This window comes from Alteromonas oceanisediminis (assembly GCF_018474025.1).
In the GTDB taxonomy this organism is placed as follows: domain Bacteria; phylum Pseudomonadota; class Gammaproteobacteria; order Enterobacterales; family Alteromonadaceae; genus Alteromonas_E; species Alteromonas_E oceanisediminis.
The window spans coordinates 107,669-129,153 of the sequence record NZ_JAHCTA010000010.1 but is presented as its reverse complement, the minus strand read 5'-3'; the positions used below and the strand labels follow the sequence as shown (position 1 = coordinate 129,153).

The 21,485-nt window shown below is 47.4% G+C and carries 18 protein-coding genes; 8 read left to right on the top strand and 10 right to left on the bottom strand.

The features are described from left to right. Nucleotides 1-93: 93 nt before the first annotated feature. On the bottom strand, nt 94-261 hold the full coding sequence (locus KIU71_RS15990; RefSeq protein ID WP_214132293.1) for a hypothetical protein: 168 nt from the start codon (nt 259-261) through the stop codon (nt 94-96). Nucleotides 262-367: 106 nt separating this feature from the next. Here KIU71_RS15990 and KIU71_RS15985 point away from each other — a divergent pair, with 106 nt between their 5' ends. Continuing rightward, nucleotides 368-4,393: a hybrid sensor histidine kinase/response regulator transcription factor gene (locus KIU71_RS15985; protein ID WP_214132292.1), complete on the top strand. Its 4,026-nt coding sequence runs from the start codon at nt 368-370 to the stop codon at nt 4,391-4,393. 126 nt (nt 4,394-4,519) lie between these two features. Here KIU71_RS15985 and KIU71_RS15980 read toward each other — a convergent pair whose 3' ends face one another. After that, nucleotides 4,520-5,383 (bottom strand): YicC/YloC family endoribonuclease, encoded by an 864-nt coding sequence (locus KIU71_RS15980; RefSeq protein ID WP_214132291.1) that lies wholly within the window; start codon nt 5,381-5,383, stop codon nt 4,520-4,522. Between the two features lie 173 nt (nt 5,384-5,556). On the opposite strand from KIU71_RS15980, the gene KIU71_RS15975 reads away from it, so the two are divergent. The 4 genes from KIU71_RS15975 to tusA all read left to right on the top strand — a co-directional run bounded on the left by KIU71_RS15975 (nt 5,557) and on the right by tusA (nt 9,263). After that, nucleotides 5,557-7,500 (top strand): alpha/beta hydrolase family protein, encoded by a 1,944-nt coding sequence (locus tag KIU71_RS15975; protein ID WP_214132290.1) that lies wholly within the window; start codon nt 5,557-5,559, stop codon nt 7,498-7,500. Nucleotides 7,501-7,625: 125 nt separating this feature from the next. Further along, nucleotides 7,626-8,339, top strand: a complete 714-nt coding sequence (gene rph / locus KIU71_RS15970; RefSeq protein WP_214132289.1) for a ribonuclease PH — start codon at nt 7,626-7,628, stop codon at nt 8,337-8,339. A gap of 9 nt (nt 8,340-8,348) precedes the next feature. After that, nucleotides 8,349-8,987 carry an orotate phosphoribosyltransferase gene (gene pyrE / locus KIU71_RS15965; RefSeq protein ID WP_214132288.1) on the top strand — a complete coding sequence of 213 codons (639 nt, stop codon included), beginning with the start codon at nt 8,349-8,351 and terminating at the stop codon, nt 8,985-8,987. Between the two features lie 6 nt (nt 8,988-8,993). After that, complete coding sequence (tusA, locus tag KIU71_RS15960) at nt 8,994-9,263, top strand: sulfurtransferase TusA (protein WP_214132287.1); 270 nt, start codon at nt 8,994-8,996, stop codon at nt 9,261-9,263. Between the two features lie 5 nt (nt 9,264-9,268). Here the strand turns inward: tusA and KIU71_RS15955 are convergent, their stop codons facing one another. The 3 genes from KIU71_RS15955 to KIU71_RS15945 all read right to left on the bottom strand — a co-directional run bounded on the left by KIU71_RS15955 (nt 9,269) and on the right by KIU71_RS15945 (nt 12,025). Further along, nucleotides 9,269-10,039: a class I SAM-dependent methyltransferase gene (locus tag KIU71_RS15955; protein WP_250207577.1), complete on the bottom strand. Its 771-nt coding sequence runs from the start codon at nt 10,037-10,039 to the stop codon at nt 9,269-9,271. A gap of 132 nt (nt 10,040-10,171) precedes the next feature. Then, nucleotides 10,172-10,744: a YqaA family protein gene (locus tag KIU71_RS15950; protein ID WP_214132285.1), complete on the bottom strand. Its 573-nt coding sequence runs from the start codon at nt 10,742-10,744 to the stop codon at nt 10,172-10,174. A gap of 3 nt (nt 10,745-10,747) precedes the next feature. Then, nucleotides 10,748-12,025 (bottom strand): metal-dependent hydrolase family protein, encoded by a 1,278-nt coding sequence (locus KIU71_RS15945; protein ID WP_214132284.1) that lies wholly within the window; start codon nt 12,023-12,025, stop codon nt 10,748-10,750. Between the two features lie 143 nt (nt 12,026-12,168). On the opposite strand from KIU71_RS15945, the gene KIU71_RS15940 reads away from it, so the two are divergent. After that, the gene (locus KIU71_RS15940; protein ID WP_214132283.1) at nt 12,169-13,716 is read left to right on the top strand and encodes a methyl-accepting chemotaxis protein; all 1,548 of its coding nucleotides are present in this window, start codon (nt 12,169-12,171) and stop codon (nt 13,714-13,716) included. Here the strand turns inward: KIU71_RS15940 and KIU71_RS15935 are convergent. Together KIU71_RS15935 and KIU71_RS15930 are read right to left on the bottom strand one after the other, a co-directional pair. Beyond that, a complete protein-coding gene (locus KIU71_RS15935) occupies nt 13,713-14,273 on the bottom strand; it encodes a DUF1285 domain-containing protein (protein WP_214132282.1) in 561 nt (186 codons plus the stop codon). The genes KIU71_RS15940 and KIU71_RS15935 overlap by 4 nt on opposite strands. Then, nucleotides 14,260-15,135 (bottom strand): DUF3014 domain-containing protein, encoded by an 876-nt coding sequence (locus KIU71_RS15930; protein WP_214132281.1) that lies wholly within the window; start codon nt 15,133-15,135, stop codon nt 14,260-14,262. The genes KIU71_RS15935 and KIU71_RS15930 overlap by 14 nt, the downstream gene beginning before the upstream one ends. Nucleotides 15,136-15,302: 167 nt before the next feature. On the opposite strand from KIU71_RS15930, the gene KIU71_RS15925 reads away from it, so the two are divergent. Further along, a complete protein-coding gene (locus tag KIU71_RS15925; RefSeq protein WP_214132280.1) occupies nt 15,303-16,523 on the top strand; it encodes a sterol desaturase family protein in 1,221 nt (406 codons plus the stop codon). Between the two features lie 100 nt (nt 16,524-16,623). After that, nucleotides 16,624-16,929: a DUF6482 family protein gene (locus KIU71_RS15920; RefSeq protein WP_214132279.1), complete on the top strand. Its 306-nt coding sequence runs from the start codon at nt 16,624-16,626 to the stop codon at nt 16,927-16,929. A gap of 7 nt (nt 16,930-16,936) precedes the next feature. Here the strand turns inward: KIU71_RS15920 and KIU71_RS15915 are convergent, their stop codons facing one another. The 3 genes from KIU71_RS15915 to KIU71_RS15905 all read right to left on the bottom strand — a co-directional run bounded on the left by KIU71_RS15915 (nt 16,937) and on the right by KIU71_RS15905 (nt 21,239). Further along, the gene (locus KIU71_RS15915; protein WP_214132278.1) at nt 16,937-18,250 is read right to left on the bottom strand and encodes an ABC1 kinase family protein; all 1,314 of its coding nucleotides are present in this window, start codon (nt 18,248-18,250) and stop codon (nt 16,937-16,939) included. Between the two features lie 72 nt (nt 18,251-18,322). Further along, entirely contained in the window at nt 18,323-18,838 is a 516-nt protein-coding gene (locus KIU71_RS15910; protein WP_250207576.1) for a DUF6702 family protein, read from the bottom strand. Continuing rightward, nucleotides 18,810-21,239 carry a M1 family aminopeptidase gene (locus KIU71_RS15905; RefSeq protein ID WP_214132312.1) on the bottom strand — a complete coding sequence of 810 codons (2,430 nt, stop codon included), beginning with the start codon at nt 21,237-21,239 and terminating at the stop codon, nt 18,810-18,812. The genes KIU71_RS15910 and KIU71_RS15905 overlap by 29 nt, the downstream gene beginning before the upstream one ends. Nucleotides 21,240-21,485 lie beyond the last annotated feature (246 nt).

The following is a 21,485-nucleotide window of genomic DNA, read 5'->3' as shown; positions in this document are numbered from 1 at the left end:
CACATCGCCAAGCTCCCATTTGAAGAAGGGCTTACCTCACGGTAGGCCCTTTTTTATTGCCCATTATTTTCTTTTTACCTGATGAGTCGGCATTTAATCTTTTGGGTTTTTGACTCGATCGCGTGGTTGTGTAAAGTAAATCATCGACGAGTCAACCAAATCTTGTTGATGATCAGGGTGGGTTCCACCACTAACTTTGTGTAATTCTTGCTCAGAAAGTTCGGTAAATGAACGTTTTGTCTGATAAGGTGAGTTTTCCATACGTAAAATCCTTGTTTTTCTGTTTAGTTAGTTGTTGTTTCGCCCTAGTCGGCTTCCGTATGGTATTCACTAATTCGTAGTTTGAGTAATACACAACGGACCTACTATGACACTAAACGGACTTTTTGTAGTTTTCTTAGCAGTTTTCGTTGCGCTGACCGCAGGTCACACATCGGCGATTGAAACTAATCCTCTTAAATCAATCACGAAGGTGAATGGGCAACCTCTCGGTTTGATCTCCAGCGTTCATCATACAAACGGTCGGTTATTGATCGGTAGTGAAAATGGTCTATTCGTATTGGAGGGTGATAGAGCATTTAGTGTCGACTCAATTAACCACATCATTGACGCCCCAGTACAAACTATTCTAGAAACCCCATCAGGAGAGCTGATTGTAGGCACCTACGGTGAAGGTATTTTCAAACTAGATCGCCAGCTCAACGTAATGAGTCAACTAAATGCTAAAAACGGATTGTCATCAGACTATACGTTCGATCTTGTTTTAACGGGTCAGGGCAGGATTTCCGCAGCAAATCTAGATGGGCTAGATATTATCGATATAAATAGCCAGACCGTAGACCACCTACACCAGTCAGGCGATGGTAATGTTAACGCTTTAGCTCTGCTAGATGAACAGACACTCATATATGGATCTCATTCTAAACTCAACGTAGTTGATGTCGAAACTAAAGAAGTAAAGACCTTCTACGAGTTTGACAACAATCATCCTGTCTACACTTACACAATTGAAATCGTAGCTAATCAGGTTGTTGTTGGGACAAGCATTGGCCTGTTCGTGTTTGAGAAGGATAGAGACCAATACAACGTACATTATGTTCATGACATATATAAAGTCTCAGATATCTTTGTCGATAAATCATCGCGAGTTTGGATAGCGTCAGAAAAACTCTACCTCTTTGACGCTTCATCCAAAAGTCTAAGGGCGCTTCCTTACATGTATCCACTGTTTCAGAACGGTACCATCAACGTTGTTGAACAAATTACCGAAACACTCAATGGAACTATAGTATTGGCTGGTCCTGTATTCGGTATCACGTGGCTCCCTCAAACGCATGAATATATAAAATTCCCCGCTACATCTCTAAAGCAGCAATCGAATATGATTCTTGATGCGGTCTCAATAACAGAGAACAAAGCTGTTGTCATGACACAAGACGAGCTCAGTGTTTTAGATTTTGACTCTGGATTACTGCAACCACTAAAATCTCATTTGAATATTCGCAATATCAACGCGATAGAGGCTTCGAGCAACAATGAGATTGCAATAGTCGAACGTAATAGGATCTTACGCGCGACTGTGAATGAGCTTGAACTTAAGATTCACGCAGGCGACATTAGATTTGGAAATGATATAAAGAACGCCGTTGAACTTGCAAGCACCCTGTATGTTCTTACTCAAGATGGTGCTGTGTACGCGCTTGATAAACAGGGTAAAAAAATAGCAATACCTTCTTCATTTACAGGTAACCAAATTTTTTCAGCGGCGGGGCGTTTGTTCGTTGTCGACTATTACAATGGATTGTTTTCACTTAGGGAAAATGCCACGTGGGTTAAGTACGACCATAGTGAATTACTCGAAACAATGTCAGTTGAATGTGCTTCCAGCACTTTGACGGGGAGTTTGTATTTTTGTACAAGCGGAAATGGAGTAGTCGTTCACGCATCTGAAAGTAATAAATTAGTCGAATCAAAGCTGAATGACATCACGCAAAGCCATTTTGCTAGAGCAATGTTCATTGACGAAGTCGACAATATTTGGCTCACAACAAACTCTGGCTTATTTCGAACTAATGCAGGCAGTAACTGGATCCAGAGGATTAGCGAAAGCGAAGGGATTGTTGACATCGATTTTGAATACAATGGGATCTATTCAAGCAAAAGTGGTGAACACCTCTTGCTTGTAGGGGACAAACTAAACTATCTAATTAGTTTAAAAGACGTAAACAAAATCCTTGACGAATATTTGCAGAGCACGTCGAAGATGCTTGTTACACAAGTGTCAAACTTTGCTGGTAGCGGTGAGGATGAGGGGTATACTGCGAAGTTAGGTGAGGGCGTTGATGAGAATTATACACTCGTTGAAAGCGACGTGTATCTAACCGAAATGCACTTTGCGGCGAATGACGCCATAGAGCATCGCTATCTCGATTTTGAGTCACGATTGCTAGGCCTTAGTGATGTTTGGCGACCTGCTCCTGAGGGAAATGCATCAGCCACATTTTCGACATTGCCATTTGGTGATTATGAGTTCCAAGTCCGCGCAATAAATAAGCGTTCGCAGCAAGTTCAACCAATAACGGCACTCAAAATCCGTGTATTGCCGCCTTTTTGGATGACATCTCATGCATTTCTAGGATACGCGTTAGCGCTTGGGGCGTGCGTTGTAGTACTTTTTCTGTGGCAGCGATCTGTGGTGAGAGTAAGAAAGCTTGAGTTAGCCAAAGCCGTGGAAGAGCAGGCAGAAGAAGATAAAACCTTAATCGATAATCTTAACCTCAGATTAGCAGCAAAATCTGAGCAGTTCACCGTGGTATCTCACGAGATGCGGACGCCTCTCAATATCATTATTGGCTGGGTCGACAACCTTCTGGGGGATTCGACGATTGCTCAACACCATGAAGTATTGCGAAAGGTCGGGGATAATGGTGTGCGTCTAAAGCTTCTCGTCGATCAAATGTTGGAGCTGGAACGACTGGACGGGCACACGGAACAAGTATTTGCGGTATGTGATGTGAAGTCTTCTGTTAATAATGCAGTGGAATCATTCATGTCTATCGCACGACTGAAATCTCATACGTTAGAGCGAAAAGGAAAAGCGGCATTGTATGTCGGACTGCCGAAAAAAGCCTTCGACAAGATTGTCATCAACTTGCTCGCCAACGCCCTCAAGTACACACCAAACCATGGTTTCATCATTATCTCTTACAAACAAAAGGGCAAACAGGTCGAGCTTGCGGTAACAGATTCTGGTGATGGTATTCCCGACGATCAAAAAGAATACCTTTTTGAACGATTCACCCGACTCAAAAAGCACGAAGAAATTGAAGGTTCAGGTGTCGGTCTTGCGTTGGTTAAGCAATTAGTCAATTCATGCGGCGGCAGCATCGAAGTGGAAAGTGAGATTTCTAAAGGGGCGACTTTCAAAGTGCTGTTACCCATAGCGTCCGAAGAGGATTATGCTGAATATCAGGCGGCGATTGCACCATCAAATCCAGCGGATTCATCAAGTATTGCTGAGCAAGCTCGTTGTGCAGAGCATGCTGTGACAGAGCCTGCTGATAAAGCTGATGAAATCGATCTGGAATCTGACAAAAAACGGATTCTTGTTGTTGATGATTCGCGCGAACTGCGTGATTTGCTATGGGCAACATTTTCAGGTGAATATGAATGCATTCGCGCTGCAAATGGGAAAGAGGCCTACGACATCGCTAAATCGTTGCTGCCCGATGCAATTGTGAGTGACATCATCATGCCGAGATTTGACGGTTTCGACTTGCTAACACGCATCAAGAATAATGTAGACACTGAGAATATTCCCGTTGTATTTATTTCGGGTAAAGCGGACGAAGAAGTGCAGACAAAGGCGTTGCGAGAGAAAGCGGCTTTCATTTTCCCTAAGCCGGTCAATACTGAGCAGCTTCTCATTACCGTGGAAAATCTGATAGAAAACCGTGAATCGATTGCACATGAAGCTGATAAGCAATTTCTGCGCGACAGTCAAAACGCAGGTATCGATGATTGGGTCTTGCCTAAATTTACAAGCGAAAAATATGAGCGCTTCTACACACGCTTGTTAGTCGACGCGTCGAAACACTATGGCGAGGAGTCTTACAACGCGGAAGTCGCCGGGTTCTCGTTGGCTTGTTCAGACCGGCACATCAATCGACAGTTAAACATCATTTCGGACATCAACTTTGGCGACTTTATAAGACTTTTTCGTTTGCACAAATCCCGTCAACTCCTCGGTGGACTGTCTGATATTGGTCAAGTCGCCTACGATGTCGGTTTTTCTTCACCTTCCTACTTTGGTTCCTGTTTCAAAAAGGAGTATGGAATGACACCAACCCAATTTAGGGAAAAAATGACGGTAGTTAACAAAATGTCTGAATAGGATGTACTTATGGTTACCGCCAGTGTCAGTCGCGATAGCAGGAGTTAACGACCAGCCGGGCAAGGTCAAAAACAGTATTGGAAGTCCATTCAGGTGGTTGTGAGTTATCGAGAGCGCTAGTGAGTTTTACTCAATATTCTGGATCTGCTCGCGCATTTGCTCGATGAGCACTTTAAGTTCTACCGCTGACTGGGTGATTTCGGTATTGATAGACTTGCTACCGAGAGTGTTCGATTCTCGATTAAATTCCTGCATCATAAAGTCGAGGCGTCTTCCGATTGCTCCACCTTTCTTTAGGATTTTACGCGTTTCACCCACGTGAGAGTTGAGTCGGTCAAGTTCTTCTGCCACATCGATGCGTTGTGCGAGCATGATCATTTCCTGCTCAACCCGAGCCTCATCCAGCTCAATTTTAGCCTCTTCGAAGCGCGTTGTGATCCTCTCGCGTTGCCATTCGATGATGGCCGGCATTTTTTCAGCGACTTTTTCGACCTCAACGACAATGCCATCAAGGCGCTGCTCAATCATATCTTTCAGGTTACTGCCTTCCGTCGCCCGCGCATCTTTAAAGTCTTTCAACGTTTGGTCAAAGCCTTTCATGATGTCGGCTTGAATATCATCCATGTTGGTCTCTTCTGCCGCGATAACACCGGGCCAACGTAAGATATCCACTGGATTAACACCGGTTGATTGGCCGTGTGATTGCACCCAGTCCGCGGCTTTCATTAACTGCTTAGCTAAATCTTCGTTTAAGCTCAATTGACCGACCGCAGCGTCATTTGCATTGAAACGCAGGTTACACTCTACTTTGCCACGCTGTAGTGCTTTGCGAAACCGTTCGCGCAGCACCGGCTCTAGGCTTCTGAATTGTTCTGGCAGTCGGAAATAGGTTTCCAGATAGCGCTGATTGACCGAGCGTATTTCCCATACGGCAGTTCCCCAATCTTGTTTCACTTCATTGCGAGCAAAGGCGGTCATACTATAAATCATGGAAGCTCCCTACGGCGGTAATCAATGCTATTCACTGTGCTCACTAGTATACCTTTTTTGCCTGCCTAAAAGGACAGAGTTTTCCAAGTTCTGGTCTTTTACATTGGCAGGGGGGCGTGTTTTTGATAGTTTTTAAACGACTCATAAGGAAGCAGTGCTTTTAAGGAATCCCCATGTCGTATCGCTCGTTGTTAGCTGTTGTTATGCTCGCTCTTTGTGCAGCAACCCAAGCCGCCACCATATCCCCAACCGATTTGGCAAAAGATTTTAACTACGAAGCCGCAAAGTTATCACCGGATGGTTCGAAACTTGGCGTTGCCATAAACGTCGATGGTAAACGCCGTTTAGCCGTATTTGATATCAGTTCGTTTGAGGCGATAGGCGGTGCTGATCTAGGAAAAGGGCGTGAAGTTGGTAACTTTTATTGGGCCAACGATGAGCGTTTGGTCATGGAAATTTGGGAAACTGTCGGTTGGAAAGACCAATCAGAGTATCGTGGCGAGCTATTCGCGGTTGATTATGACGGCTCAAATCAGGAAGTCATTTTTGGCTATCGCGTCGCCAGTGACACGTCGGGAACTCGCGTAAAAACCAAAGAAGCCAGTTTTGCAGTGGCACGCGTGATCAGTACGCTGCCCAATGATGATCGCAATATTTTGATTTCATCGCAGCCCATGTCGAGTGACGGTGCGCGTTTGCCTTCAGCCGTGAAGCTCAATGTCTATGACGGTCGATTGTCCTTCGATAAGGTGATGTCACCAGTAACTTATTCGCGCTTCATTGCAAATCGTGAGGGAGACGTTAAATTTGCGTCTGGTATCGATGAGACCAACAAAACTCGGACGTATCGACTAAATGACGATGAGTGGGTTGAGATCAAGAACGACGCTGGCGAGAGTTTCCGGCCATTAGCGTTGAGTCAAGACGGTAACAGCTTATTTTATCTCGACAAAGTGAATGGTGATAAAGAAGGCCTCTTCACGCTGGACTTAGCATCGGGTGATACAAAGCTCATTTATGTTGACGTAAACGTTGATATCAGCGACGTCAATTTTAACGCTGACCGCAGCGCCGTTTATGCAGTGCGGGTTGACGACGGCTATTCGACCTATGTTGTATTTAATGACGTGGGGGATGAATCTGAATTGTTCCGCTCGTTGTTGTCGACATTCCAAGGTTACAACATCAACATCACCAGTCGGTCTCGGGATCGTTCATTGTGGGTGTTGTATGTCAGTAACGATATTGATGCTGGCAGTTACTACCTGTACGACAAAAATCAAAACCGTTTAATGCAGTTGTTTGCCAACCTTGATCACATTGATATTAATTTAATGGCGGAATCGACGCCGGTGACATTTCCTTCTTTTGATAAAAAGCCTATCCCGGCTTACGTCACCTATCCAGTTAACATGGCCGAAGGTACGCAAGTTCCCTTAGTCACTCTAGTGCATGGTGGTCCGCATGGACCGCGGGATTATTGGTCATTTGACCGTGATGTTCAGATGCTTGCCGCGCAGGGTTACGCCGTGTTGCGGGTGAATTACCGTGGTTCGGGTGGCTACGGCGACGTATTCATGAGCGAGGGTTACACGCAATGGGGCGATGCGATTCAAAATGATATTATTGCCGGAACTCGCTGGTTAATAGAGCAGGGCAGGATAGACCCAAATAAAGTCTGCATTATGGGGGCTAGTTTCGGCGGGTATTCAGCCGCGATGGCGCCGATGCTGGCACCAGACTTATTTCAATGCGCAGTTGCTCATGTCGGCGTGTTTGATCTGGAGATGATGTATAACGAGGGCGATATTCCGACATTGCTGTTTGGTGAGGAATATTTAAAGCAAGCTATCGGCGACGATGTGACACAGCTGCGCAAGTTTTCCCCGGTAAACAATGTGCAGACATTGAAGGCAGAGATATTTATTGCGCATGGCAAGGAAGATCGCCGGGTACCTTTCGAACACGCGCTGGCGCTTAAAAAGGCACTCGATGAGCACGATAAACCTTATGAGTGGTTTGTAAAATCATCAGAGGCACACGGCTTTTTTGATGAAGCGAACAGAGCGGAATACTACCAACGTGTCAGTCAGTTTCTCGCCAAGCATCTACAATAACGCCTCGTGCCAGCGACGCAGACACGCATAATATTCAGCGTGTTTGCAATCTCCCTTGAAACGATGAATTGCTGTATAATGGGCGATTAACGCGACACCACATTTATCGTTTTTAGGAGAGCTTCATGCGTCCAAGTGGCCGAACCGCTAGTCAAATCCGCCCAGTTACTATTACTCGTCAATTTACCTGTCATGCTGAGGGTTCCGTACTCATCGAGTTTGGTAATACCAAAGTGTTGTGTAATGCCACTGTTGAAGAAGGTGTTCCCCGCTTTATGAAAGGGCAAGGGAAAGGCTGGGTGACAGCAGAGTACAGTATGCTACCGCGCGCGACGCATACTCGTTCGCAGCGCGAAGCTGCACGAGGAAAGCAAGGTGGCCGCACCTTAGAAATTCAGCGTCTTATCGCGCGATCATTACGCGCCGCGATTGACTTGAAGCTTTTGGGTGAGAACACCATTATTGTCGATTGTGACGTGATTCAGGCTGACGGTGGTACTCGTACTGCATCAATTACGGGCGCTTGTGTAGCCTTGGTGGATGCGCTTACGCACATGCGAGCGAGAGGCATCATCAAAACAAACCCGCTCAAGCACATGATTGCCGCCTTGTCTGTCGGTATCTACAAAGGTAATCCGATCGCTGATTTAGAGTACGTCGAAGATTCAGACGCTGAAACAGATATGAACGTGGTGATGACAGATACGGGCAAGCTCATTGAAGTGCAGGGAACGGCAGAAGGTGAACCGTTTAGTTTCGAAGAGATGGAAGAAATGATGAGCATAGCGCGGACCGCTCTTAAAGAGTTGTTCGATGCGCAAAAGCAGGCATTAAATTAGGGCCAAGTCATGCAAGATTATCAACGTCAATTTATCGAGTTTGCGATCAATCGGGGTGTACTGAAGTTTGGCGAGTTCACGCTAAAATCGGGGCGCACCAGCCCTTATTTTTTTAATGCAGGCTTATTCAATACTGGTGGAGATTTAGCCAAGTTAGGGCGCTTTTATGCCAGTGCGTTAATGCATGCCCAAATTGATTTTGACGTGCTATTTGGGCCTGCCTACAAAGGTATACCGATAGCGACGACTACTGCGGTCGCGCTGGCAAACGAGTTTGATAGGGACGTGCCGTATTGTTTTAATCGCAAGGAAGCTAAGAAACACGGTGAAGGCGGCAATCTAGTGGGTAGCGAGTTAACCGGCAAAGTCATGTTGGTTGACGATGTGATCACTGCAGGCACAGCGATCCGTGAATCAATGACGTTGTTAGACGCTCACAAGGCCACGTTAGCAGGAGTGTTGATCGCTCTCGACCGGCAAGAACGCGGAAAAGGTGAGTTATCTGCTATACAAGAAGTTGAGCGCGATTTCTCAACACATGTTATCGCTATTGTTACCTTGGCTGACGTGATTGAGTATTTAGACGAAAACAACGAAAAAGAAGCTGTCGATAGCATTCAGGCATATCGGCGCGCATACGGAGTGTAGCGGGCCATGCAGGAGCCACGGGAAGAAACTTTCGACAGCGTGTTTTCAGCAGCCAACGCTGAGCTTAATGCCATCGGTATGCGCTGCCCTGAACCCGTGATGATGGTCCGTCTGCAAATCCGCAAAATGGCAGAAGGAGAACGCCTTGCCGTGGTTGCCGATGATCCTTCAACCACGCGTGATATACCCAGCTTCTGTCGCTTTATGCACCACACGTTAGTGGGAAGTGATGCACATGAAGCCCCTTTTCGATACGTTATCCAAAAGGGGCTTTAAAGCCGTTAAGGTTTAACGAACTTTAATGTCCAGCGATCAGTGTTGCCAGTCACGCTTTTGGCGCCTACTTCATATTCCAGTTCATCATCTTCGCGATAATGGATGTCAGTAAAGTCGACCAGCTCAAAGCCAGCATCCTGAATTTCTTTTATCGCTTTTACCGGATCAAAGCGGCGGCGATTAGAATCTGTCATCGGCTCCATGTGGCGAGCGGTATGGTCAACAACCGCGTAAATACCACCGGACTTGAGCGCATCAAAAGCAGCCTTATTCATTGCAGCGCGACCTTGCTCACCGAAGTTATGGTAGTTACGAAAGGTTAACACCATATCTGCGTCAGTCACTCCCAATGAGCCTAGCTCCATGGAATAAAAACGTGAGCCTTCTTCTCGCCATAACTTGGCATCTTCAGCAACAATATTCATCTTTTCAAAGCCGGGTTGACCGGCAAGTTGCTCCTTGATGCGACCAGTACCTATCGCGGCGTAATATTCGCCATGCTCGGCAACAACGGGTACCAGTAATTTGGTATACCAACCACCACCGGGCAGTAGCTCAACAATCTTCATCTCGGGTTCAAGGCCAAAAAACGTGAGCGTTTCAACAGGGCGACGATTGGCATCGCGTGTTCTCTCATCTTCGCTACGAATATCTGACGCCATGGCGATTTTAAGGGCCTCGTCAGTATTGTGGCCTTCTTCGTGCGCTAACGCGGTTGAACTTGCAAAGGCCAGCGACAGTGTTGAAGCAAAGAGTAAGGTATGTAGCTTTTTCATCATGGTTCCCATTGGTTATTTGTAAATTGTGGCGTTGCCAACAGCGTTGTGCTCGGTGTTGGCACGAATACTTGTATAGGTATAACACGAAACGAAAAGTTTGTTAGTTAAGATCAGAGGGTATTAAAATCATTAGCGGCTCAACCACCAGCCGACAACGACCAACAGCGCGATCATGATGATAGCAGCAGCCTTGTATTTTTTGATCAAACGTTCAGCGTGATTACCCGCCAGTTTAACGGCAAGCGCAATCCCAAAATAGCGAAGCGAGCGAGATATCCCAGTGGCAAGCAAATAAGCCAGCAATGAAAATTGAGTTGCCCCGGCGGCGAGCATCGCAATTTGAAAGGGGATGGGCAAAATACCCAGTGACAAGACAAACCAGAAGCCCTCGCGACTCATGCGATCTTTGACCGTTTGCCATTGTTCCGGTGATGACAATGTTTGAATTGCCCAGTCGCCGATCAAATCAAACAAGAAATAACCAATAGCGTAGCCAAACACGGCTCCTATTATGCAACCCAGTGTTGCCATGGCTGCAATGAGCCACAATTTGTCGCGCCTGGCTTGCATAAGAGGCAATAGAATTGCCTCAAGAGGAACCGGTACAATTGTTGACTCTAAGAAAGAGGCGAAAGTCACGCCACTCAGCATATGGCGGGACTTCACCAGACTTTTAAACCACTGCGTGACGCGATTGCTCATAGATTATTCTTTGTAAATTGTGCCGTCTTTCATCACAAACTGTATGTTTTGCAATAGCGCAATATTGTCTAACACATTGCCTTTTACTGCCACAATATCGGCTTTTTTGCCGGTCGATAGGGTGCCAACGTCCTCACTGATATTCAGTAAGTCCGCTGCATTTTTAGTCGCTGTTTTAATCGCGTCAAGTGGCGTCATTCCGGCTTCCACCATCAGCGCGAATTCTTGACCATTATCGCCATGAGCTGAAACGCCTGAGTCGGTACCAAACGCAATTTTGACACCCGCTTTGTGCGCACGCTCAAAGGTTTTTTGGATTAATGGCCCGATGGCAGCAGCTTTAGGACGTACCAGCGCAGGAAAGTAGCCATCGATTTTGGCCTTTTCAGCCACGAAGTTACCGGCCAAAATCGTTGGAACGTAATAAGTCCCATATTCTTTCATCAGCGCAATGGTTTCATCATCCATGTAGGTGCCGTGTTCAATGGAGGTAACGCCCGCTTTAATGGCTCTTTGCATGCCCTCTGTTCCATGTGCATGAACGGCTACGGTCATTCCGTAATCTTTGGCTGTAGCAACGATGGCATCCAGCTCATCATTCATAAATTGGGGGTTTTGGCCGCTTTTAGCAACGCTTAAGACACCACCGGTGGCGGTAATTTTAATTAAGTCAGCACCATCTTTGTAGCGCTGTCTGACCGCCTTGCGCGCCTCCGCTACGCCATTAATCACGCCGTCCTTCGGACCCGGATCGCCCATAATATCCTTGTTTGTTCCGTTTGATGGATCGGCATGTCCACCCGTCGTGGCGATCGATTTCGCCGCGGTGTAAATACGAGGGCCTGCATGAACCCCTGCATTGATTACGTTTCGCAGTGCAACTGTTTCGTTGTAGCCGTCACCGAGGTTTCGCACGGTTGTGAAACCCGACAGAAGTGTTTTCTCTGCGTAGTTTGCCGCCGCCAATGCATAATCGGCTTCGTTATGGGTAAAACGCTGCAAATACGTTTGTGGGCCACCATGTTGTTGAGATAAGTGCACGTGCATATCCATCAAACCGGGCATCACCGTCGAGTTGCGCAAGTCAATTACCGTGTCATTATCGCTGCCGGTAACAAATCCCGGTTCAATACGTTCAATCCTATCACCATCGACAACAATGGTATGCTCGCTGAGTAAAGTGTCGCTTTCAGCCGTGATCAAATAACCGGCATGGATGAACGTTTTTGCATGAACCGCAATGGTCATTAGCGTCAATACAATGAAAAGGGATATACGCATGAGTTGGCTCTGTTTGAAAAGTGGTTGATTACAGTAGATTAACTTATTGCGGTTGGCAACTTTTGGCGCGTTGTAATAAGTCACTGAGATTGTCTACACTTGTACACACCATGACACAAAGTCTGGAACAGAAAGGAGCATCAATGAGACGTGACCAGCCTATTATCGACGATGAAGTGATCTTCTCGTCCGGTCAGGAATTGGTATCCACAACGGATACGCGTGGCGTAATTACCTATGCAAATGATACGTTTTGCAATGTGGCTGGTTATCAACCCTCAGAATTGATCGGCAAGAATCATAATATTGTGCGTCATCCTGACATGCCCAAGGCGGCGTTCAAAGATATGTGGGAGCATCTTAACCAAGGCAATGCATGGCGCGGTATCGTCAAGAATTTGTGTAAAGATGGACGATACTATTGGGTCGATGCGTTTGTTACGCCAATATTTGAAGCTCAGGAGCTAGTTGGGTTCCAGTCGGTCAGGGTTAAGCCAGATGCCAATGCAGTCAATAGAGCAAAACGAATTTACAGCAATATAGCGTCGGCAAAGGCGAGTGCGTTAGCCGAAGTATCGTTCGGGGCTCGTTGCGCCACCTATTTCGCGAGCGTGGTAGTGCTCGCCGGTGCACTGGGTTATGTCTACGGTTGGTCGGCCGCGCTGGGGCTGCTGTTACTCCAATGTGTGGGGCTTTGGTTGTTTAAAACCGAGCTGGTCACAATCCCCAAAAAAGCGACTGCCCTAAAGCAACGCTACGATAGCATCAGTCGCTTAGTGTTACATGGCAAGGGGCCTATGAGTGTTATCGATTTTCATCAAGGCATTGAGCAAGGCCTTAAGAGAACCGTACTGGGGCGGACTACGGATGCCTCAGCTCAACTACGTAAAATTGCTGAACAATCATTGCAGTTTGTGCAGCAAACGAGCAAAGGCATTTCACGGCAGAAACAGGATGTGCAAAAAATCTCAGTTGCTATCGAGAAGATGGCGCATTCCAGCCGCAGCGTATTGACAAGTGTTGATCAAACCGCAGGGAATATTCAACGGACGAATGCGCAGTGTGCTCAGGCAAAAGACCTTATCTTGCAGGGGCGAGACAGTGCCGGGCAGCTCAGCGGCGTCGTGAAGCGCGCGGCGAGTACCGCTGATGAGCTCATGTCTGCTGCTGATAAGGTGTCATCTACGATGGGAGAAATCGAAGCGATAGCGGAACAGACGAATCTGCTGGCGCTAAACGCGGCTATAGAGGCAGCAAGAGCGGGAGAGTCGGGGCGCGGGTTCGCCGTTGTTGCCGATGAAGTGCGCGCATTATCAACACGCACGCAGCAGTCAGCAGCCAACATTGTGGATAGCTTGTCAATGATGCGTTCCACGCTAACTCAGTGGGTAGAAACAATGCATCAATCCAGCGAAAGTGCCTCTGTCAATGTGGAACAAGCCAATCACTCTGCGCAGACCATTGAAGCCATTTACGCCATGATTGCGGATATCAGCACCAACTCCGAGCACATTGCTCGTGCGGTCAAAGAGCAGGAAGCCGCGTGTTCCACCATCGATGATAATGTCAACGGTATTGAAGACGCCGCGAAAGAAAATGAAAGTGTCGCCGCACAAATGACCCAAACCGCACAATCATTAGCCGACAGTATCAATAAGTTAGCGGGACTTGCCAGTACCTTTAATCGCTAGGCAGCAGGAACGCTACCGATCGAAAATGTATAGTCGCGGCTGCGCATTTGAACCTGCGCTTCATTGTCGTTTACCGGCACAGTGTCGGCCTGTTCAGCCCATTGGTAAAATACATTCTGATGTACGCGAGCCCACAAATTTCTGCGTACGTTTACGTAAGGTATGTGAGTGCTGCTGTCATCATCCCAGCGCAGTTCTACCGGATGCTTTTCACTGATGATGAAACTATCTTGGGTTTGCGTGCTGACCTGAATAGCGCCATCATCGAGCCGCTGCCATTGAGTAATAATAAAGGGTACATCTTCGACGGACAGCGCTATTTTTTCAACGGGCGTTACCAAAAAATAGCGATCACCTTCGCGCTTGATGATGGTGGAAAAAAGCTTAACCAACTTGGCTCGGCCGATGGGAGAGTCGTTGGTCAACCATTGGCCGCTGCGATTGACGGCAAGGCCAATGTCACCGCAGTAGTCGGGGTCCCAATCTTCAACCGGTGGCAAGTTAGCAGAACCACCGGTTGATCCGTCGATTGATGAGGCTAGCTTATTGAGATCCATCTTCAAGCAGTTGTTGTAGTTCGCGCAATTTAGCTTTGATCCGGCGCATATTGTCAGGGCCCGTTCGCAGAAGCTGTTTTTGCGGCTCACTTAAATTTTCAATACGCTCGTCAGCGAACTTGTACGTTACACTATCACTGTAAACTTCCACTGGCGTGGGGATCTCGGGTGTATCCAAAAGCTCGTCAATTGCATTAACAAACACATCAGTGAACGGTTTATCCGGGTCACCAATTTCCGAGTATTTTTCCTGAATTTCCGGAAGGTACGTTTGATACAGAGAGATCAATTGGTCGTTGTCAAGGGTTTCAAGCGCCTCGACATAATCGTTGTAACGCTTATAGCTTGCGGGATCTATCCATTCTTTGCCGGCCTGCTGATAAACACGAAATGACTGTTCGGGCACAACAACCAACTCGTGATTGGGCGCTCTGTCTTCATTCGCTAGATTGGTTACGTTAACGACAAAACGTTGCAATAAGCTGTCATTCACCAACAGTCGCCCGATAACAGGGGCTTGGGCGATTTCGAGTAGTGCGCTCTTAATGGCGGCATCAGATGTGTCAACAATAGTCGATAAATCTGGTATCACAGGTTCTTGAGGCTCAGGATCTTCAACCGGATCCAAAACAACTTCACCGGGCGTTGGGGGGGGCTCAAATGCCTCTGGCTCGGTAAGCGTTTCAGCCTCTTCTAAAGGTTGTTCATTAACATCGGGAGGGGTTGCTGGCATGACCACATCTTCTTCTGGAAGTTGTTCAGAAGCGGGCCACAGCAGTACGACTGCAATGATCGCAATAAAGATTGCCCCCAACACAATGTGTGGAATCATAGTCTTTTTCTGTTCAGCGCCGTTGCTCATAGGCTTCCCTCTTTAATGTTTTGCACACTACTAGTGTAGTAGACATATTGTTAAACCGTGAAAATTCAAGAGTCTACATTTATTCGGGCGTTCGACGGTTCGGATATTTTGTCACACCCCTGAATTTAATTTAGGATAGCAAGAGTCGCCTGAATTAACGATGAACAATGACTATAATTCTTTTTGCCATTCCTGCGTTTTTTCTTCTAATCGCTATTGAGTTGGTTGTTGATCGCATAAGACGCACCGGTTATTACACCCTCAGTGACGCCGTTAGTAGCCTCAGTGTCGGCATGATGAGTCGGGTAGCAACGCTGCTTTATACACTTATTCCACTCAGTATATACGCGTTAATCGTTGAAGATATAGCACTGTTCAGTTGGCCGACTGGCTTGCTGGGCTGGGTCGTGGCATTCGTGCTGTACGATTTCTTATACTATTGGAATCATCGTTTGGGGCATGAAGTAGCCGTGCTCTGGGCAGCCCACGTTGTGCACCATTCCAGCGAGGAATACAATTTAACCACGGCATTGCGCCAGACCAGCGGTTCGATCCTGAACTGGATATTTTTCATTCCTCTGGCACTCATTGGCGTGCCGCTGGAAATGATGTTAAGTATTGCCGCGCTGAATTTGGTCTATCAATTTTGGGTGCATACTCGCCATGTGGGTAAGCTGGGCATATGGGATCGCATCTTGGTGACTCCGTCCAACCACCGTGTGCATCATGCACAAAATCAGCGATACATTGACAAAAATTACGGTGGTGTTTTTATTCTTTGGGATAGACTTTTTGGTACGTTTCAGGACGAAATTGATACTGATCCACCCGTTTACGGGATCCGTTCGGCGCTACGCAGTTACAATCCCATCAGAGCAAACATTCAGGTGTATCGCCAACTACTTAGTGATTCGTGGCACACCGTGCACTGGAATGATAAGTTTAAAGTCTGGTTTGCGCGTACTGGGTGGCGACCACAGGACATCAGCGCGAGCTTACCGGCAAAGCCAGCATTTGATGCAACCAATTTCAGTAAGTTCGTTGTGCCTATCACGCCGCAGCGAAGCGTTTATGCCTTGCTACAATTATTTCTCTCATTTGCGCTGACACTGTCAGTCCTGCTTACCATTGATGTGCTTGAGCCCGCTCAAATTCTGGCTTGGGCACTGGTTTTATTTTGCAGTCTGGTCAGCATAGGCTTGTTGCTTGAAGATCACGCGCTGGCACGTTGGGCTGAAACTACAAAATGGCTTTTGGTAGTCTCAGCGCTGATGTTTTTACCTCAACAAAGTTGGTTAGCACCGGCTTTCGCTGCGCTGTTAGTCATGCATCTGGTCTGGCTCATGTGGAAATGGAGCGATCCTGCACGTCGCATAAACCGTATCTAAACTAAATTTGGGATAAGAAAATCTGAGGAAATTTCAATCTTCTTATTCATCCCGAGTTTAGGTTATTGAGTGCCTTTTCCATTTTTGATGAGTTGTGCCGGTGAAATTTAAATATTCAAGCATCCCTTTGCAGGGCTTTCAGATTGATTTATTAGAAGTTCATTCGTTTGAAATGAACGTGTACCTTGTGGCGCTAAATGTTGGTCGAAACAGCGGTATGGTGTATGACGATAAGAACAAGCCTAAGCGGTTTTATAGCACACAGCAAATACGTGAGGCCTTTGCTGATTGCAGGGTAGAAAAAGCCGTTATGGTGCACGACACCCCTTATGACGAGATGATTGGAAACCCACCTAAGGCGAGCAATAAGATGGCACTGCCTTTCTCTATGCAGCAGCCCTATTAACGCCATCTCATGGCAGTAAAAAAGGCTTAGCTATCTGATACAGGTTCACTTGTGCTTTTAACCGACAGGCAAGCAAAAGTAGGCCGCCTAGTTTTCGGTGTAAGAATACGGAGTCTGCGGGTGGCACATGCCAAAATGCATCGTTGTCACTCAGTGCCATGCCCTTCTCTTGAAGGCGTTGGCTTAAATCGCTGCTACCGAAATCGTAGGTCGTATCGTTTTGCAGTGGCTCACACGCATCAAAGCACATTTGTACAACGAATTGTTGTAAATCTTCATCAAGTGACTCGCTGATAAGCCCAATATTTTGGAGCGCTTCTGCGACGCGCGCGGGTTGATTATGCATCACGCCACTCATTAGCTGCTGATACTTGTGCACGAATGCTCCGGGATACGCTCGCGTTGCGCCGAAATCAAGCAACACAATACGCTGGTCGTCGGGGTCGTACCGATAATTAGCGAAGTTTGGGTCGGTTTGTATCAGCCTAAATTCAAAGGTTTCTTTAAAAAACAGCTCGAACAGGGCGGCGATCACGGCATTGCGCTCAGATTGTGATGCATGCTCAAGTGATTCAATCGGGTCACTTTTCATGAATGACATCGCCAGCACATTCTCTCGCGTAAAATCAGCATAGAGCGCGGGGATGGCGAAGCGCTCATCGTTACCAACCTGCGTGCGATACCGTTGCAACATATCGGCTTCCTGTTGATAGTCGGCCTCACTGTGCAACTGGCGTTTGGCTTCATCCAGTAGGGGCGTAAAATCGACGCCTTTTGGCAGTAGCCCGGTGATGGATAGCAAGGTTGCTACGTTATCAACGTCGCTATCGATACTCTGTTTTACGCCGGGATATTGGATTTTCAATGCGAGCATGTCGCCGTTGGGTAATATGGCCTTGTGCACCTGGCCAATTGACGCCGCCGCTATCGGCGCATAACTAAAATACAAAAACTGGTCAGCCCAGCCGGCGCCCAAGGCGTCATCCAGTACTCTCTGCAATTGCGATTTTGGCATGGGGTCGGCATCGTTACGCAATCGAGCCAGAATGGCAGAAAGTTCAGGCGGTAAGAGGTCGCCTGCATCCATCGAAATCAACTGGCCGACCTTCATTGCTGCGCCGCGCATATTGGCGAGTTGATCAGCGATACGAGCGGCATTACCCGGTGTCAGCAACAAATTTTTGAGTGCTGGTTTTTCGCCCCGGGCAAGTTGCGCTGCGCCATGAAACAGCATATTGCCTGCAACCCGAGTTGCCAGCGAGCCAAGCATGCCAACACGAGACACTCTTCCGGTCGGTACCGCACGAGATTTCTTAGTCATAATTGCCTATCACGCAACGTCAATAGGGTTAGATTACACTGGATCCTCTGCAAATAGCCAATCGCAACTAACCTACTCGAATGTCACTTGTTGCGCCGAGTCATTCGCACCGAACATGAGAGTTTGAACGGGGCCCTTGCCCTCTACATTGACCGTGTTTGTCTGCGCAGGCCATAAATCATGAAGCGCACGGTGTTCAACGATCAAACCTTGAATATCGGGCTGTTGAGGTGTCTCTTGATAGACCCACATAAATTTCCCATCCACTTCAAAACCGACTTCGCTGAGCGGTAAGACGTTACCGTTTTGGTCGCTAAGCGAGAAGCGATCCAGCACATAGTCACTAAATTGCCTCTGCGTTTGGGCGGAACGATAAATGTCGGCATCACCATCAAATAGTCGTTTTACGGCGTGCTCTGCATCGTGGAGTATAAAACGATGCATCACCTCAATATTGTTCGTGCGTGGGTTAAACAGAACTTTCGTAATGGCCGCCTTTTGTTGATGCGCTGCCACAGGGCAGCACACCAATACCAACGCGAGTAAGAGTACCTTAATTTTACTCAGTTTCACCATCGTTCTCGTCATCACTGGTCAATTCAGTTTTACTGTCATGCATAATGTCACGATACACTTTGCCGCTACGAGGCTCAGATTTGTACGCTTCGATCCGCGAAGGAATGATACGGCGCGGATAGTGATTGTTTTCTACGTTAACGTCAGCGGTTTCCCAACGCGGATCAACCGTAACCGAGATAAGCTCTTTGTCTTTCTCAGTGACAATCAATTTGCTCACAGCCTTAGGCGTCCGACGCCAGATTTCAGCGGGAATGCGCAGCATTTCTGTACTTTCATCGGCAAACGTCAGCTCAAGGATAATTGGCATGACCAAACCACCTTGATTTGAAAATTCAAGCACGTAGTAATTCTTGTCTTCTTTGACTGCGCGTTCAAACGCTTTTCGCTCCCAGGGCTCCAAGCTTTTAAGGAATTTCTGGTAGGCGTTACGCTCTTTGTTGGTTACCGTGAACCGGTCATTCTCATCATAAAAGTCAGTAATGTCTGAGAAGCGCTCAATCCACAACTGCTTGCCTTCTGCACGATTACGTTCATCCGTGAGCGACAGCGGCTTGTCCTTTTCAGCTTGACGTTCGCGAGCGAAATCAATATCGGGGTTTTCCGTATCAAGTCTTAGCTTATAAACGCTGTCGAGCGAGATATCTACGTGATCGGTGGAATAGAACCAACCCCGCCAAAACCAATCCAAATCCACCCCGCTAGCTTCTTCCATCGTGCGGAAAAAATCCGCGGGCGTAGGGCGCTTGTATTTCCATCGTTGGGCGTATTCTTTAAAAGCAAAGTCGAACAATTCTCTGCCCAAAATCGTTTCACGTAATATATTCAACGCCGCCGCGGGTTTCGTGTAAGCATTGGGTCCGAGGCGCAACACGGAGTCCGACTGAGTCATAATCGGCACTTGGCTACTGGATTTCATATAGTCAACGATGTCGCGAGGTTCAACGCCCCAGGGGATATTTGGGTCCCATTCTCGACCCGCAACGCCATCCAAAAACGAATTCAAGCCTTCGTCCATCCATGTCCACTGGCGCTCATCGGAGTTCACTATCATCGGAAAATAAATATGACCAATTTCATGGATAACTACGCCAATCAGAAAGCGTTTTTCAGCCTGCGAATACGTGCGACTGCCATCGTCTCGCAATTCAGTACGTGGCCCGTTGAATGTGATCATGGGATATTCCATACCACCGACTGGGCCATTCACTGACTGGGCTACAGGGTAGGGGTAGTCGAAAGAAAATCGAGAGTACACATCCATGGTGTGGATCACCGCCTCGGTGGAATACTTCTTCCATAGGTCACCACCTTCTTTGGGATAAAATGACATCGCCATGACCAGCGGCTGAACATCTCCACCCTGCTGATAACCACGCGCATCCCACATGAATTTACGCGACGACGCCCAAGCAAAATCGCGAACATTATCCGCAGTGAATCGCCATGTCTTCTGCTCTGAAGTGCCCTCTTTTTCGTTCTCCAATGCCTCTTCTTCGGTCACGACAAACACAATCCGTTCAGCGGTTTTCGCCTGTTCTAAACGATCTTGCTGTTTCTGGGTGAGGACATCGCCTGGGTTTTGAAGGACGCCGGTAGAAGAGACGATATGATCAGCGGGAACAGTAATGCTCACATCATAATCACCAAACTCTAGGGTAAACTCACCGCGGCCGATAAATTCTTTGTTGGTCCAGGCTTCATAGTCGGTATAGGCAGCGAGACGCGGAAACCACTGCGCCAAGAGAAAAATATCGTTACCGCCTTCACGTGCGTCGTCAGGAAAATGCTCATAACCAGCGCGGGCAGAAACGGCATCTTCTTCAACGATATTAAAGCCAAAATCGATATTAAATATCACACTTGAGCCGGGTTTGAGCGGCTGCGCGAGATCCACGCGCATCAACGTTCCCACTACGGTGTACTGAAGTGGTCTGCCATTCGCATCGGTTACCGCGTTGAGTTGATAGCCTAATTCGTTGTCTTCAACAAATTGTTGGCGACGCAGTGCGCCAATACTCAGTCGGGCGGGCTTGTCGCCTGAGGCACCTTGCGTAGCTGGCCCTCGATTACCAATGCCTCCAAACGTGGTGGTAAGCGCTGACATCGAGTCGTCGCGGAACTTGTTTTGATCAAGTTGTACCCATAAATACTTGAGCGTGTCGGGCGAATTATTTTGATAAACAATGTTTTGCTGAGCGTCTAAACGACGCTTTTCTTCATCTAATGTCACGTTGATCTGATAGTCGACCTGCTGCTGCCAGTATTGGTGACCGGGTTCCCCGGCCGCATTACGATAAACATTTGGTGTGGGTAAGACTTCATCAAGTTGACGGAACTTGTCTTCGAAATCGCCTTTGGTTTGTTGAATAGCAGCGCTGGCTGCCGTGGCAAAAAAGCAGGCTATAACCATTAAAGCCCGACGTAGTACATACGATGCACCTGAGCAGCGCACTGAGGGTTGATTGTTCATTGAGTATTCCCGTGATCTTTACATTGCCCCTCTGGCGGGGGCATTGTTACTGTCTATCAGTGTTATAATATAACAAAAGTTGAGCCTGTAATGCAGAGGCTTAACCGTGTTTTTTGCTCACTTTGTCTCGTACAAGCGGCGTTGGTCAACGATGAAATGACCTCTCCCACGCATTCACCGCTTGTG